Origin of the sequence: Agromyces aurantiacus, assembly GCF_016907355.1 — a bacterium.
In the GTDB taxonomy this organism is placed as follows: domain Bacteria; phylum Actinomycetota; class Actinomycetes; order Actinomycetales; family Microbacteriaceae; genus Agromyces; species Agromyces aurantiacus.
Genome location: NZ_JAFBBW010000001.1, coordinates 3325461 through 3341008, shown reverse-complemented (window position 1 = coordinate 3341008; position 15548 = coordinate 3325461). Strand labels below are relative to the sequence as shown.

The 15548-nt window shown below is 71.4% G+C and carries 12 protein-coding genes; 7 read left to right on the top strand and 5 right to left on the bottom strand.

Annotation, left to right across the window (positions count from 1 at the left end):
- Positions 1 to 38: 38 nt before the first annotated feature.
- On the top strand, positions 39 to 1328 hold the full coding sequence (locus JOD46_RS15730; RefSeq protein WP_204395430.1) for an ABC transporter substrate-binding protein: 1290 nt from the start codon (positions 39 to 41) through the stop codon (positions 1326 to 1328).
- Positions 1329 to 1812: 484 nt separating this feature from the next.
- Here the strand turns inward: JOD46_RS15730 and JOD46_RS15725 are convergent, their stop codons facing one another.
- The 4 genes from JOD46_RS15725 to JOD46_RS15710 are packed head-to-tail and all read right to left on the bottom strand — an operon-like array spanning position 1813 to position 5813.
- Positions 1813 to 2595: an ABC transporter ATP-binding protein gene (locus JOD46_RS15725; RefSeq protein WP_204395429.1), complete on the bottom strand. Its 783-nt coding sequence runs from the start codon at positions 2593 to 2595 to the stop codon at positions 1813 to 1815.
- The gene (locus JOD46_RS15720) at positions 2582 to 3496 is read right to left on the bottom strand and encodes an ABC transporter ATP-binding protein (protein WP_204395428.1); all 915 of its coding nucleotides are present in this window, start codon (positions 3494 to 3496) and stop codon (positions 2582 to 2584) included. Before JOD46_RS15720 ends, JOD46_RS15725 begins: the two co-directional genes overlap by 14 nt.
- The gene (locus JOD46_RS15715) at positions 3486 to 4466 is read right to left on the bottom strand and encodes a branched-chain amino acid ABC transporter permease (protein WP_204396757.1); all 981 of its coding nucleotides are present in this window, start codon (positions 4464 to 4466) and stop codon (positions 3486 to 3488) included. Before JOD46_RS15715 ends, JOD46_RS15720 begins: the two co-directional genes overlap by 11 nt.
- A gap of 15 nt (positions 4467 to 4481) precedes the next feature.
- A complete protein-coding gene (locus JOD46_RS15710; protein ID WP_204395427.1) occupies positions 4482 to 5813 on the bottom strand; it encodes an ABC transporter permease subunit in 1332 nt (443 codons plus the stop codon).
- Positions 5814 to 6058: 245 nt separating this feature from the next.
- On the opposite strand from JOD46_RS15710, the gene guaB reads away from it, so the two are divergent.
- Positions 6059 to 7561 (top strand): IMP dehydrogenase, encoded by a 1503-nt coding sequence (gene guaB / locus JOD46_RS15705; RefSeq protein ID WP_204395426.1) that lies wholly within the window; start codon positions 6059 to 6061, stop codon positions 7559 to 7561.
- 33 nt (positions 7562 to 7594) lie between these two features.
- Here the strand turns inward: guaB and JOD46_RS15700 are convergent, their stop codons facing one another.
- On the bottom strand, positions 7595 to 8767 hold the full coding sequence (locus tag JOD46_RS15700; protein WP_204395425.1) for a MalY/PatB family protein: 1173 nt from the start codon (positions 8765 to 8767) through the stop codon (positions 7595 to 7597).
- A gap of 151 nt (positions 8768 to 8918) precedes the next feature.
- Between JOD46_RS15700 and JOD46_RS15695 the strand changes: the two genes are divergently transcribed.
- The 5 genes from JOD46_RS15695 (at position 8919) to JOD46_RS15675 (ending at position 15506) form a co-directional block, all read left to right on the top strand.
- Positions 8919 to 10619: an ABC-F family ATP-binding cassette domain-containing protein gene (locus JOD46_RS15695; RefSeq protein WP_204395424.1), complete on the top strand. Its 1701-nt coding sequence runs from the start codon at positions 8919 to 8921 to the stop codon at positions 10617 to 10619.
- Between the two features lie 9 nt (positions 10620 to 10628).
- Positions 10629 to 11753: a GuaB3 family IMP dehydrogenase-related protein gene (locus JOD46_RS15690; protein WP_204395423.1), complete on the top strand. Its 1125-nt coding sequence runs from the start codon at positions 10629 to 10631 to the stop codon at positions 11751 to 11753.
- Between the two features lie 107 nt (positions 11754 to 11860).
- Entirely contained in the window at positions 11861 to 13591 is a 1731-nt protein-coding gene (locus JOD46_RS15685; protein WP_204395422.1) for a glycerol-3-phosphate dehydrogenase/oxidase, read from the top strand.
- A gap of 53 nt (positions 13592 to 13644) precedes the next feature.
- Positions 13645 to 14466: an SURF1 family protein gene (locus JOD46_RS15680; protein ID WP_204395421.1), complete on the top strand. Its 822-nt coding sequence runs from the start codon at positions 13645 to 13647 to the stop codon at positions 14464 to 14466.
- A 77-nt stretch (positions 14467 to 14543) separates the two neighbouring features.
- Positions 14544 to 15506, top strand: a complete 963-nt coding sequence (locus JOD46_RS15675) for a S1C family serine protease (protein WP_307835068.1) — start codon at positions 14544 to 14546, stop codon at positions 15504 to 15506.
- The last annotated feature ends 42 nt before the right edge of the window (positions 15507 to 15548 follow it).

The following is a 15548-nucleotide window of genomic DNA, read 5'->3' as shown; positions in this document are numbered from 1 at the left end:
TGCATCTGTGTACCGATCCTTCAGTCCCAAGGAGCAACATGAGCGTATTCGCGAAGGCAACCGCCTCGCGCTCGGCTCGCGCGGCCTGGACGGGCATCGCCATCGCCGGCGTGTCCGCCCTCCTCCTCACCGCGTGCAGCACGGGCGGGAATGCCCCGGCCGAGTCGGAGGAGCCCGCCGACACCGGCGACGCCCAGCCCATCGAGGCCGGTGAGCGCGACCTCACCCTGAAGGTCGGCACCATCCTGCCGCAGAGCGGCACGCTCGCCTTCCTCGGCCCGCCCGAGGAGGCCGGCGTGGCACTCGCCGCGCAGGAGATCAACGAGGCCGACGCCGGCATCCAGGTCGAGGTCGTCTACCGCGACTCCGGCGACACCACGACCGACATCGCGACCGTCTCGGTGACCGACCTCCTCTCGCAGGACGTCTCGGCCATCATCGGCGCCGCGTCCTCGGGCGTGTCGTTCACGGTCATCGACCAGATCACCGCCGCGGGCGTGGTCCAGTTCTCGCCGGCGAACACGTCGCCCGACTTCACGGACTACGACGACAACGGCCTGTACTTCCGCACGGCTCCGTCCGACAAGCTCCAGGGCGAGGTGCTCGGCAACCTCATCGCCGAGGACGGCGCCTCCACGCTCGGCCTGCTGGTGCTGAACGACCCGTACGGCACCGGTCTGGCGGAGTTCACGACGAAGGCGTTCGAGGAGGCCGGCGGCGAGGTCGTCGCGCAGGAGCTCTTCAACACCGGCGACTCGAACTTCGACTCGCAGCTGGCGGCGATCAACGCGGCGAACCCCGACGCGGTCGCGGTCATCACGTTCGACGAGGCGAAGGTCGTCGTTCCGGCGCTCGTCGGCTCGGGCTACCCCGGCGACCAGCTCTACTTCGTCGACGGCAACCTGGCCGACTACAGCGCCGACTTCGCGCCCGGCCTCATCGCCGGCGCCAAGGGCACGCTGCCCGGGCCGAAGCTCGCCGACGACTTCCGCGAGCGCCTGCTCGGGGTCGACGACACGCTCGCCGACTTCAGCTACGGCCCCGAGTCGTACGACGCCCTGATGCTCATCGCGATGGCGGCCTACGCGGCCAACAGCACCGAGGGCACCGACATCGGCGCGTACCTCCAGCAGGTCTCCGGTGGATCGGGCGACGGCGAGAAGGTCACGACCTTCGCCGACGCCGCCGCGCTCCTCGCCGAGGGCAAGCAGGTCGACTACGACGGTGCGTCGGGCCCCATCACGCTCGACGAGAACGGCGACCCGACCGAGGCCACCATCGGCATCTACGAGTACGGCGACGACAACACCTACGAGCGCATCAACTAGTCGCTGACGCGCAGGATGGGCCCCGGCTTCGGCCGGGGCCCTTTCGCGTGCGCGGGGCGGCACGCCCCACGCGTCCGCTCGTGGGTCCCTCGTCGTCCGGTCGCGGAGGGGAGCCTCACGACGCCCGGATGCCCGTCACCGGTCGCAGGTCAGCCGGGTGCGCCCCACTTCGCCGGACTCGACCGTCCGGGCAGGCGGATCGATCGACGCACCCTCGAGGCGCCGCAGCGGGCGACGGCGGTGCATCCCCGCCATCCCGCCGCGCGCCCCTGCGCAGGCGTCCCGGCCTCACGCCGGCCCGGGGCCCCGCCCCCCACTGCGCAGGCGTGCGCCCGCTCCTACCCGATCGCGCGCCCCGGCGCAGTCTGGAAGGACCGCAGACGAACGTACCGCGGCCGACGCGGCCCCCGGGTTCCGCGCGTTCGCGGCGGGCACGATGAAGGGGTGGGATGCCGCGGCATCCCACCCCTTCGCGTCGTGCGTGCTAGTCCTGGCCGAGCGTGCCCAGGTACAGGCCGATCACCTTCGGGTCGTTGAGCAGCTCGCGCCCGGTGCCCTCGTAGGCGTCGCGGCCCTGGTCGAGCACGTAGCCGCGGTCGCAGATCTGCAGGCAGCGCCGCGCGTTCTGCTCGACCATGATGGTCGTCACGCCCGCGCGGTTGATCTCCTTGACCCGCAGGAACGCCTCATCCTGCCGGACCGGCGAGAGGCCGGCCGACGGCTCGTCGAGCAGCAGCACGTGCGGTCCCATCATGAGCGCTCGCGACATGGCCACCATCTGGCGCTCGCCGCCCGAGAGCGAACCGGCCCGCTGGCCGAGGCGCTTGCCGAGCTCGGGGAAGATGTCGACCACGAACTCCAGTCGGTGCTTGAGATCCCTGGGCTTCTGGAAGATGCCCATCTCGAGGTTCTCCTGGATGGTCAGCGACGGGAACACGTTGTTCGTCTGCGGGACGAACCCCACCCCCTTGGCGACGAGCTTGTTCGCCTTGAGGTTCGTGATCTCCTCGCCCTGCAGGTGGATGCCGCCCTCGCGGACGCGCACCAGGCCGAAGATCGCCTTCAGGAGCGTCGACTTGCCGGCGCCGTTGGGGCCGATGATGCCGATCAGCTCGCCCTGGCGGGCGACCAGCGAGCAGCCGTTCAGGATGTTCACGCCGGGCAGGTAGCCGGCGGTCACGTTCCTGACGTCGATGACCGCGTCGGCCTCGGGCGCGAGGGCCGTGCCGCCGGCCGGCTCGGCGGCCGCGGATTCACTGTTCGTCATCGATGAGCTCCTTCATGGCTTCGACGTGGCCGGTGTCGGTCGCGCCGAGATCGGTGTCGTGGTGGGCCCCGAGGTAGGCGTCGATCACGGCCTGGTCCTGCATGACCGTGTGCGGGTCGCCCTCGGCCACGATCTTGCCCTCCGCCATCACGACCACCCAGTCGGCGATGTGGCGCACCATGTGCATGTCGTGCTCGACGAAGAGGACCGTCATGCCCTGGGCCTTCAGGTCGAGGATGTGGTCGAGCAGCGACTGGGTGAGCGCCGGGTTCACGCCCGCCATGGGCTCGTCGAGCATCACGAGGGTCGGGTCGCTCATGAGCGCCCGCGCCATCTCGAGCAGCTTGCGCTGGCCGCCGGAGAGGCTCGCCGCGTAGTCGTCCTGCTTGGCGTCGAGCTTGAAGCGCGTGAGCAGGTCCTTCGCCTTGGCCTCGATCTCGTCCTCCTGCTTGCGCCAGAGGAACGGCAGCACCGAGCGGAACAGGTTCTCGCCCGACTGGCCCGTCGCACCGAGCTTCATGTTGTCGAGCACGGTGAGCAGGCCCAGCGCCTTGGTCAGCTGGAAGGTGCGGATGAGTCCCATGCGCGCGACCCGGTAGGCCGGCACGTGCGCGAGCGAGCGACCGTCGAACTCCCACGTGCCCTCGTCGGGCTTGTCGAAGCCCGTGAGCAGGTTGAAGAACGTGGTCTTGCCGGCGCCGTTCGGGCCGATGAGGGCCGTGATGGCGCCGCGCGGGATCTCGACGTGGGCGACGTCGACGGCCGTGAGGCCGCCGAACGTGCGCTTGACGCCGTCGGCGACGAGGATCGGGTCGACCTTCTTGACGCCCGGAACGGCGTCGCCGACGTGGAGGCCGGTGGTCTTCACCGGCTTCGTCGCGGGAGTGACGTTATCGGACAAAGGCCAACTCCTTCTTGTTGCCGAAGATGCCCTGCGGCCTGAAGACCACGAGCAGCATGATGCCGACGCCCACGAGGATGAACGTGAGCTGGCCCGCCTGCACCTGGGTCATGAACGGGAACCAGCCGGCCTCGACCCCGCGGGCGACGAAGCCCGAGAAGAACGAGATGAGCACCCAGAAGATCATCGAGCCGACGATGGGCCCGAAGATCGTCGCGGCGCCGCCGAGCAGCAGGATCGCGTAGATGAAGAAGGTCAGCGACGTCTGGTAGTTCGCCGGCACGACCGCGCGCGGCATGATGAAGACCATGCCGGCGAGGGTGCCGTAGACGCCACCGAGGATGAGGCTCTGCATCTTGTACGAGTAGACGTTCTTGCCGAGCGCGCGCACGGCGTCCTCGTCTTCGCGGATGCCCTTGATGACGCGACCCCACGGGCTGCGCATGAGCAGCCACGTGACGAGCGCCGCGAGGATCACGAGGGTCCACCCGACGATCCGGATCCACCAGTCGTAGGCGTTGTAGACCCACGGGCCGAACCCGTAGGTGCCGTCGGGGATCGGGTTCAGTGCGGCGAAGCCGCCCTTGTAGCCCTGCAGGCCGCTCGCCGACCCCGTCACGTCCTCGAAGGTGTTCGTGGTGAACACGAGCCGGACGATCTCGGCCGCCGCGATGGTCACGATGGCGAGGTAGTCGGCCCGGAGCCGGAGCGTCGGGATGCCGAGGATCAGCGCGAAGACGATCGACGCGCCGATGCCGACGAGCACCGCGGCCCAGACCGGGAAGCCGAACGACAGCGTCGAGATGGCGTACCCGTAGGCGCCGATGGCCATGAAGCCCGCCTGGCCGAAGTTCAGCAGGCCGGTGTACCCGAAGTGGATCGCCAGGCCGAGCGCGGCGAGCGCGTACGCCGCCGTCGTCGGGCTGATGATCTGCTGCGCCGCGTTGCCCAGGATTGCGAGGAAATCGATCATGATGTTCGCTCCTTAACCGATTCTCTCTCGGCGACCCAGGATGCCCTGCGGTCGGAACAGCAGCACGAGGATCAGCACGACGAGCGCGCCGACGTACTTCATGTCGCTCGGCAGCCACAGGGTGGACAGCTCGACGAACAGGCCCACGATGAGCGAGCCGACGAGTGCGCCGAACGCGGTGCCGAGACCGCCCAGCGTGACGGCCGCGAAGACGAGCAGCAGGATCTGGAAGCCCATGTCCCAGCTGACGCCGGGACGGAAGTACGCCCAGAGGATGCCCGAGAGGCCCGCGAGCGCGCCGCCGAGCACCCAGACGATGCGGATGACGCGGTCGACGTCGATGCCGCTGGCCGCGGCGAGCGGCGCGTTGTCGGAGACCGCGCGCGTGGCCTTGCCGATGCGGGTGCGCAGCAGGAAGTACGCGACCGCGAGCAGCACCACGATGGCCGTCGCCATGCTCACGATGTCGATCCACGAGAGCGCGATCGGCCCGATGCGGATGTCGGAGGGGAGCGTGGCTCCGGGCAACTGGCGCGTCGCACCGCCGTAGAAGAACTGGTACGTGTACCGGACCGCGAGCGAGAGACCGATGCTGACGATCATCAGCGGGATGAGCGCCACCCCGCGTCGCCGCAGCGGTTTCCAGATCGCCGCGTCGAGCGTCCAGCCGAATGCGGCGGACAGCACCAGCGCGATGATCAGCGCGAGCCAGACGGGCAACGCGAGATCGACACCGAAGGTCAGCATCATCAACGCGCCGAACGTGATCATCTCGGCGTGGGCGAAGTTGGAGAGCCCGGTGGTGCCGAAGATGAGCGACAGGCCGATCGCGGCGAGCGCGAGCAGCAGGCCGAAGTTCAGGCCGTTGACCACCCGGATCAGCACCTGGGCGCCGATGTCGGTCGTGACCCGTTGGCCCTCGCCGAGGAAGAAGTTGACGGCCTTGCGGCTCGTCAGCCCGAACTCGGCCTCGACCGTGTTCTTGCCCTCGGCCACGACGACGCCCTCGGGGAGGGTGTCCTCATTGAGGGTGACCTCGTACGTCGCCTTCTCGGGCACGCCGATCGTCCAACGCCCATCGGCGTCGGTCTCGGTGGACGCTTCGAATCCGTTGCCCTCGACCGAGATCTCGACGCCCTCGAGCGGCTCGTCGTTGTACTTGACGTTGCCGCTGAAGAAGTACTCGTACTCCTCCGCCGTCGGGCTCGGCGTCGCCGTACCCCCTTCGTCCGCCAACGCAGGGGACGCTGCGATGCCGGACAGAGTGAGTGCGGAGACGAGGAGTCCGAAGAGGAGGAGCCACCTCCCGCGAGATCGTGTGGGGACTGTTCGCGTGGGTTCCACTGCACCTCCAAAGAGCCGACCTGGGGTGAGGTCGGGTCCGGCTTCCTGACGACGACGTCGTCGACAGTACGTGCCGATTATGTCCCATGTGTTTCGCCACGGCTCACAAACGGCCCTCGATTGTTATCCGGGGAATGCCGGGCGCGCAAACTCGCTTAAACTCTCTGTACCACCGCGTCGACGCGTCGTGCCCCGCGATCCGCGGTGCGCGGGCGTTCGAGCACGACTCGATACGAAGGGGCGACATGGATCAGGCCGATCCGTTCGGATTCACGGGACTCACGTACGACGACGTCCTCCTGCTGCCGGGGCACACCGACGTGATCCCGAGCGAGGCTGACACCAGTTCGCGCCTGACGCGACGCATCACGGTGGCGACGCCCCTGCTCTCGGCCGCGATGGACACCGTGACCGAGGCCCGCATGGCCATCGCCATGGCGCGTCAGGGCGGCATCGGCATCCTGCACCGCAACCTCTCGATCGCCGAGCAGGCCGAGATGGTCGACCGCGTCAAGCGCAGCGAGTCGGGCATGGTCTCCAACCCGGTGACGACGACCCCGGATGCCTCCGTGGCCGAGGTCGACCAGCTGTGCGCGACGTACCGGGTCTCGGGCCTGCCCGTGGTCGACGCCGAGGGCATCCTCGTCGGCATCATCACGAACCGCGACATGCGCTTCGTCTCCGACTTCGAGAAGCCGACCACGAAGGTCGCCGACGTCATGACGAAGATGCCGCTCATCACCGGCCGCGTCGGCATGGACCCCGACGAGGCCGTCGCGATCTTCGCGCAGCACAAGGTCGAGAAGCTGCCCCTCGTCGACGACCAGGGGCGACTGACCGGCCTGATCACGGTCAAGGACTTCGACAAGTCCGAGCAGTACCCGAACGCGACGAAGGATGCCGAGGGCCGTCTGCGCGTCGGCGCGGCCATGGGCTTCTTCGGCGACGCGTGGGAGCGTGCCGAGGCCCTGCGCGACGCGGGCGTCGACGTGCTCGTGGTCGACACCGCGAACGGCGAGTCGGCCGGCGTGCTCGACGTCATCCGCCGCCTGAAGGCCAACCCCACGTTCGCGCACATCGACGTGATCGGCGGCAACGTCGCCACGTACGAGGGCGCGAAGGCGCTCGTCGACGCGGGCGCCGACGCCGTGAAGGTGGGCGTGGGCCCCGGCTCGATCTGCACCACGCGCGTGGTCGCGGGCGTGGGCGTGCCGCAGATCACGGCCGTGTACGAGGCGTCGAAGGCCACGAAGCCGGCCGGCGTGCCGCTCATCGCCGACGGCGGCCTGCAGTACTCGGGCGACATCGCGAAGGCGCTCGTCGCGGGCGCCGACACCGTCATGCTCGGCTCGCTGCTCGCCGGCACCGCCGAGAGCCCGGGCGACCTCGTCTTCCAGAACGGGAAGCAGTACAAGGCGTACCGCGGCATGGGCTCGCTCGGCGCGCTCCAGACGCGCGGCAAGAAGACGTCGTACTCGAAGGACCGCTACTTCCAGGCCGATGTGCCGAGCGACGACAAGCTGATCCCCGAGGGCATCGAGGGCCAGGTGCCGTATCGCGGCCCGGTGTCCGCCGTCGCGTACCAGCTGGTCGGCGGGCTGCGGCAGTCGATGTTCTACGTCGGCGCGCGCACGATCGAGGAGCTCAAGCGCAAGGGCCGGTTCGTGCGGATCACGCCCGCCGGACTGAAGGAGTCGCACCCGCACGACGTGCAGTTCGTCGTCGAGGCGCCGAATTACACGCGGTAGCCGGTCTCGATGCGCGCCGGCCTGCGGCCGGTGCTACTCGACCACCGTCGGGCGCTCGCGGGCGTCCGCGATGCGCGTGATCGCCTCCGAGAGCACCTCGGGCGAGCAGGCGAGGTTCAGCCGCGCGTGCCCGCGTCCGGCCTCGCGGCCGAAGCCGGGACCCGGCGCGAGCGCGACGCGAGCCTCGCGGAGGGCGCGCTCGGCGGGGTCGTCGCCCCAGCCGAGCGCGGAGAGGTCGAGCCAGGCCAGGTAGCTCGCCTGCGGCATCCGGTACCGCACGCCCGGCAGCAGGTCGGCCAGCAGGTCGACGAGCAGCCTGCGGTTGTCGTCGATCGAGGCGAGCACGCCGTCGAGCCAGTAGGCGCCGTGGCGGAACGCGGCGACGGACGCGATCGAGCCGAACTGTCCCATCCGCCACTCGACCTCGTACGGGAACGACGCCCGAACGGCGTCGCCGCGCTCGCTCGCGGTGAGGATCATGGCGGCCTTGAGCCCCGCGAGGTTGAACGCCTTGGTGGCCGCCGTGACGGTCACGCCGTGCTCGCGCGCGGCGTCGGACACGGTCAGGAACGGCACGTACGGCGACTCGGGCTGCGAGAGCGGGCCGTGCACCTCGTCGGACACGATCGTGACGCCGTACCGCTCGGCGAGCTCGGCCAGCGCCGCGAGATGCTCGCGCGCGTGCACCAGCCCGACCGGGTTGTGCGGGTTGCAGAGCACCATGGCGCGCGCCCCGCCGGCGAACGCGGCCTCGATGCCGGGCAGGTCGAGCGACCAGCCCTCGTCGATGCCGCCCGCGAGCGGCACCTCGACGACGACGCCGCCGGCCTCGGTGACGAGATCGAAGAACGGCGGGTAGATCGGCGGGTCGATGACGACGCCCTCGCCCGGCCGGACGACCCGGCGGAGCACCTCGACGATGCCCATGCTCACGTCGGCGGTGCAGGTGACCCGGGCCGGATCGGGCTCCCACCCCAGGCGCGCGGCGGCGAACCCGGCGAACGCCTCGGCGACCGGGAGGCTGCCCGAGTTGTAGCCCGTGTCGGAGCGCCGGATCGCCGCGTGCAGCGCCTCGGCGATCGGCTCGGCGAGTGGGTAGTCCATCTCGGCGACGGGCAGCGGCAGCACGTCGGGCTCGTAGCGGCGCCACTTGGCGCTCGTTCGGGTGCGGAGCAGGTCGATCGGGTCGGCGGCGACGCGGTGCATGCCTCCAGCCTGCCCCACGAGCGGCCGCGGCGACACCCGTCCGGGGGTCGGATGTCGCGGGGCCTCGCGGCGCGGCATCCGGCTGTGTAGTCTGGTCGGCTGCCCATCGGGCGCCGCGGCCGACGCCGCGAACGGAACGGATCGCACACCCATGGGTTTCATCGACGTCAACGGCGTCTGCTTCTCGCTGCCCGACGGCCGGCCGCTGCTCGCCGACCTCGCCTTCCGCGTCACGGAGGGACGCACGACCGCCCTCATCGGCCAGAACGGCGCCGGCAAGACCACGCTGCTGCGCATCATCCGCGGCGACCTGCGCCCCGACGAGGGCAGCGTGCAGGTCGACGGCGGGCTCGGCGTCATGGACCAGTTCGTCGGCCGCGGCGAGGTCGTCGAGGGCGTCGACCGCACGGTGCACGGCCTGCTCGTCTCGGTCGCCCCGGCCCGCGTGCGTGCCGCGGCGATCGAGCTCGAGCAGGCCGAGAACGCCCTGATCGAGACGGATGACACGGCCGCGCAGATGCGGTACGCGTCGGCGCTCGCCGAGTACGCCGAGGCCGGCGGCTACGACCAGGAGGTGGTCTGGGACCACTGCACCATTGCGGCGCTCGGCGTGCCGTTCGAGCGCGCCAAGTGGCGCGAGCTCTCCACGCTCTCGGGCGGCGAGCAGAAGCGGCTCGCGCTCGAGGCGCTGCTGCGCGGGCCCGAGCAGGTGCTGCTGCTCGACGAGCCCGACAACTCGCTCGACGTGCCCGGCAAGCGATGGCTCGAGCAGCAGCTGCGCACGACGCCGAAGACGGTGCTGCTGGTCTCGCACGATCGCGAGCTGCTCGCGCGCGCGGCCGACCGCATCGTGACGCTCGAGGCGGGCGGCGCCGGCAGCACGGCGTGGGTGCACGGCGGGAGCTTCCGCGGGTACCACGCGGCGCGCGAGGAGCGGTTCGCGCGGCTCGACGAGCTGCGCCGCCGCTGGGACGAGCAGCACGCGCAGCTGAAGCAGCTCGCGCAGAACCTCAAGGTCAAGGCGACGTACAACGACGCCATGGCCTCGCGATACCAGGCGGCGCTCACGCGCCTGCGGAAGTTCGAGGAGGCCGGCCCGCCCGAGGAGCGTCCGCCGGCCCAGGCGGTGTCGATGCGGCTGCGCGGATCGCGCACGGGCAAGCGAGCAGTCGTGTGCGAGCGGCTCGAGCTCACGGGCCTGATGAAGCCGTTCGACCTCGAGGTGTGGTACGGCGACCGGGTCGCGGTGCTCGGCTCGAACGGCTCGGGCAAGTCGCACTTCCTGCGGCTGCTCGCGGGCGGCGGCACCGACCCCGACCGGGCCAAAGGCCACGTGACCGAGGTCGGCGCGACGCTCGCGCGCATCCCGCACGAGGGCTCGGCGGTGCTCGGCGCTCGCATCGTGCCCGGCTGGTTCGCCCAGGGCCACGAGGTGCCCGGCCTGCGCGGCCGCACGCTGCTCGAGATCCTGCACCACGGCGACGCGAACCGCGAGGGCATGGCGCGCGAGGCCGCGAGCTCGGCGCTCGACCGGTACGGCCTCGCGGGGTCGGCACTGCAGCGTTTCGACGACCTCTCGGGCGGGCAGCAGGCGCGCCTGCAGATCCTGCTGCTCGAGCTCTCGGGCGCGACGCTGCTGCTGCTCGACGAGCCGACGGACAACCTCGACCTCGTCTCGGCCGAGGCGCTCGAGGACGCGCTCACGCGGTTCGACGGCACGGTGCTCGCGGTCACGCACGACCGCTGGTTCACGCGCTCGTTCGACCGGTTCCTCGTGTTCCGGTCCGACGGCGAGGTCGTCGAGTCGGACGCCCCGGTGTTCGACGAGGCGCGCGTCGCACGCGCTCGGTAGGGTTGACGGGTGACCCAGGAGATCGAGATCGGCCGTTCCAAGCGGGGCCGCCGCGTCTACGCGTTCGACGACATCGCGATCGTGCCGAGCCGGCGCACGCGCGACCCCGAGGATGTCTCGGTGTCGTGGGGCATCGACGCGTACCAGTTCGACATCCCGTTCCTCGCCGCCCCGATGGACTCGGTGGTCTCGCCGCGCACGGCGATCATGATGGGCCAGCTCGGGGGCCTCGGCGTGCTCGACCTCGAGGGCCTCTGGACCCGGTACGAGGATCCCGAGCCCGTGCTCGCCGAGATCCGCAACCTCGCCGACGACCGCGCGACCGCGCGCATGCAGGAGCTCTACGCCGAGCCGATCAAGCCCGACCTCGTGACGGCGCGCCTCGCCGAGATCCGCGCGGCGGGCGTCACGGTCGCGGGCGCGCTCTCGCCGCAGCGCACGCAGGAGCTCTATGAGACCGTCGTCGCGGCCGGCGTCGACCTGTTCGTGATCCGCGGCACCACCGTGTCGGCCGAGCACGTCTCGAAGAACCAGGAGCCGCTGAACCTCAAGAAGTTCATCTACGAGCTCGACGTGCCCGTGATCGTCGGCGGCGCGGCCACCTACACGGCCGCCCTCCACCTCATGCGCACGGGCGCGGCGGGCGTGCTCGTCGGCTTCGGCGGGGGCGCCGCGTCGACCACGCGCGCCACGCTCGGCATCCACGCGCCCATGGCGACGGCCGTGGCGGATGTCGCGGGCGCGCGCCGCGACTACCTCGACGAGTCGGGCGGCCGGTACGTGCACGTCATCGCCGACGGCGGCGTCGGCAAGTCGGGCGACATCGTCAAGGCGATCGCGTGCGGCGCCGACGCGGTCATGCTCGGCGCGGCGCTCGCGCGCGCGACCGACGCGCCGGGCGGCGGATGGCACTGGGGCGCCGAGTCGCATCACGCCAAGCTGCCGCGCGGCGAGCGCGTGCAGGTCGGCCAGGTCGCGCCGCTCGAGGAGATCTTCTACGGCCCGGCACCCGCCGCCGACGGAACCGCCAACCTCGTGGGGGCACTGCGCAAGTCGATGGCGACCACGGGCTACTCCGACCTCAAGGAGTTCCAGCGCGTCGAGGTCGTCGTCGCGCCGTACCAGTCCACCTGATCCTCGGTCGACCCCCAGCGGGTTCCATGGTGCCGGTGCGTGCCGCTCGGGTAGCGTTGACCCGACGGGCGGTTCCGCTGCGGTCCGCCCGGGGATGGGGAGCGACGATGGCGAGACTGAAGTCGGTGACGCGTTCGACCAAGCTCGGACCCGAGGAGCGGACGGCGGCGATCGCCCGGCTCAAGGAGAAGGAGCTCGACATCCTGGTCGTCGGCGGCGGGATCGTCGGCACGGGTGCGGCGCTCGACGCCGTGACCCGGGGGCTCTCGACCGGACTGCTCGAGGCGCGCGACTGGGCGTCGGGCACGTCGAGCCGGTCGTCGAAGCTCGTGCACGGCGGCATCCGATACCTCGAGCAGCTCGACTTCCGGCTCGTCCGTGAGGCCCTCATCGAACGCGGCCTGCTGCTGCAGCGCATCGCGCCGCACCTCGTGAAGCCCGTGCGGTTCCTCTACCCGCTGAAGAAGCGCGTGTTCGAGCGGGTCTACATCGGCGCGGGCATGCTGCTCTACGACATCTTCAGCTACACGGGCGGGCGCCCTCCGGGCGTGCCGCACCACCGCCACCTGTCGAAGCGGCAGGTCCACCGGGCGATCCCGTCGCTGTCGCAGGATGCGCTCGTCGGTGGCCTCACCTACTACGACGCGCAGGTCGACGACGCCCGGTACGTGGCATCCCTCGCCCGCACGGCGTCGTTCTACGGCGCGCACGTCGCGAGCCGGGTCAAGGTCGAGGGGTTCGTCAAGGTCGGCGAGCGCGTCGTCGGCGTGAAGGCGCACGACCTGCAGACCGACGAGCACTTCGAGGTGCGCGCGAAGCAGGTCGTGAACGCGACAGGCGTGTGGACGGACGACACGCAGCGCATGGTCGGCGAGCGCGGCACGTTCAAGGTGCGCGCGTCGAAGGGCATCCACCTCGTCGTGCCGCGCGACCGCATCCAGTCGGCCATGGGCATGATCTTCCGCACCGAGAAGAGCGTGCTGTTCGTGATCCCGTGGGGCCGGCACTGGCTCATCGGCACGACCGACACCGACTGGAACCTGGACAAGGCGCACCCCGCCGCGACCGCGGCCGACATCGACTACCTGCTCGAGCACGTCAACGCCGTGATGGCGATCCCGCTCACCCGGGAGGACGTCGAGGGCGTCTTCGCCGGGCTCCGGCCGCTGCTCGCGGGCGAGAGCGAGTCGACCTCGAAGCTCTCGCGCGAGCACGTCGTCGCGCACACCGTGCCCGGCCTCGTCGTGGTCGCGGGTGGGAAGTGGACGACCTACCGCGTCATGGCGAAGGATGCGATCGACGCCGCGGCCGACGCGCTCGACGGTCGGGTGCCGCCCTCGACCACGCAGGACATCCCCCTGCTCGGTGCGGAGGGCTACCAGGCGGCGTGGAACAAGCGCGGCAAGATCGCGCGCGCGTTCGGCGTGCACAAGGTGCGCATCGAGCACCTCCTGAACCGCTACGGCACGATGACCGACGAACTGCTCGACCTGATCCGCGAGAACCCCGAGCTCGGCGAGCCGCTGCCCGGCGCCGACGACTACCTCGGCGCCGAGGTCGTCTACGCGGCGTCGCACGAGGGCGCGCTGCACCTCGACGACGTGCTCGCGAGGCGCACCCGCATCTCGATCGAGGCGTGGGACCGCGGCGTCTCGGCGGCCCCGGTCGCGGCGAGGCTCATGGCCGGCGTGCTCGGCTGGGATGCCGATCGCGAGGCGCTCGAGGTCGAGCGGTACCTGCAGCGGGTCGCGGCCGAGCGCGCGTCGCAGGAGCAGCCCGACGACGAGTCCGCCGACCGCGTGCGGCTGGAGGCGCCCGACATCGTGCAGGTCGACTGAGCGTCGGTCGCTCGCAGGGAGCCCGCATCCCGCGCGGATAGAATCTGGGCGACATGCTCCGGATGATGCTGCGCCCGCGGTGGGTGCTCGCCCTGCTCGCCGCCCTCGGGGTCGCGGCGGGGTTCGCCGTCCTCGCGCAGTGGCAGGTCGGCCGCGCCGTCGAGGAGGCCACCGTCGTCGAGCGGCCCACCGAGCAGGTCCGTCCCCTGGCCGACGTCGCGCAGCCCGACGGACCGACCGAGCAGGCCGCGACCGGGCAGCGCGTCGCGGTGCGCGGCACGTTCGTGCCCGGCGACACCGTGCTCGTGCAGGGCCGACTGAACGACGGCGTCACCGGATGGTGGGTGGTCGCCCACCTCGAGGTGACGGATGCCGCGCGCGGCGGCCTGCCCGTCGCGCTCGGCTGGACGCCCGACGAGCGCACGGCCCGCGACGCGCTCGCCGAGGTCGATGCCGGCGCCCGCAGCGGTGGAGAGGTCGAGGTCGTCGGCCGATTCCTGCCGAGCGAGGCGCCCGTGGTGCCCGACGAGGACGGCGACCCGAACGCGATGACGACGGTCGCGGTGGCCCACCTCGTCAACGTCTGGGCCGACTACGACGATCGTCCCGTGTACTTCGGCTACGTCACGGCGGCCGATCCCGTCGCGGGGCTCGAGGCGATCGCCTCTCCGCCGCCCGAGCAGGAGGCGCAGCTGAACTGGCTGAACGTGTTCTACGCGATCGAGTGGGTCGTCTTCGCCGGGTTCGCCGTGTACGTCTGGTACAGGCTCGTCAAGGACGCGGTGCAGCGCGAGCGCGAGGAGGCCGAGCTCGCGGCCGAGCGCGCGACGGCCGGGGCGGCCCCGGCCGGCGGCGGCGAACCGTCGCGCGGCTGAGGCGCCGTACCGCCCGCCTCGTTCCGCCCGCGGCGAACTCCGCCCCCGGCCCTCGTCCGCGGGGTGAGGATGCCGGTGTGAACGACGACGACCGCACCGACGACGTGAGCGCCGACGACCTCGTCGACGACCCGCTGGACGCGTACTCCCGGGTGGTCACGCGCGTCGCGCACGACCTGCTCCCGAGCATGGCGAGCCTGGCCGTGCGATCCCGCCGCGGGCAGGGCACGGGCAGCGCGAGCGTGATCTCGGCCGACGGGGTGCTGCTCACGAGCGCGCACGTGGTCGCGGGCGCCGATCGCGCAGAGGCCGCGTTCGGCGACGGCACGTCGGTCGAGGCCGAGGTCGTGGGCCGCGATCCGCTCTCCGACCTCGCGGTGCTGAGCGCCCGCGGTCCGGTCCCGGCGCCCGTGCCGCTCGGCGACGCCCGCGAGTTGCGGGTCGGCCAGCTCGTGGTCGCGCTCGGCACTCCGCTCGGCCTGGCGGGCAGCGTGACGGCCGGCATCGTCTCGAACCTCGGGCGGTCGCTGCCGACGTCGGCCGGGCGCGTCGTCGACGAGGTGATCCAGACGGATGCCGCGCTGAACCCCGGCAACAGCGGCGGCGCGCTCGCCGACGGCCGCGGTCGCATGGTCGGCGTGAACACCGCGGTCGCGGGGGTCGGACTCGGGCTCGCGGTGCCCATCAACCCCGCCACCCGGGCGATCATCGACGCGCTCGTGGTCCACGGACGGGTCCGGCGCGCGTGGCTCGGCATCGCCGGCGCGCAGGTGCGGCTCGCCCCCGAGCTCGCGGCGCGCATCGGATCGACCACCGGCCTCCAGGTGACGGCGGTCGTACCCGGAAGCCCCGCCGAGGCGGCGAACATCCGGCCGGGCGACATCGCGGTCAGCCTCGACGGCACGGGCATCGTCACGGCGACCTCGATCCAGCGGCTGATGGTCGAGGACGCGATCGACCGCGAGGTCGAGATGACGCTCTGGCGTGGCGGCGCGCTCGTCGACGTCTTCGTCGTGCCGCGCGAACTCGTCGGGGCGTGACGCGGCGGCTCGCGCCATCCGTCTCGGACATCGCCCAGCCGC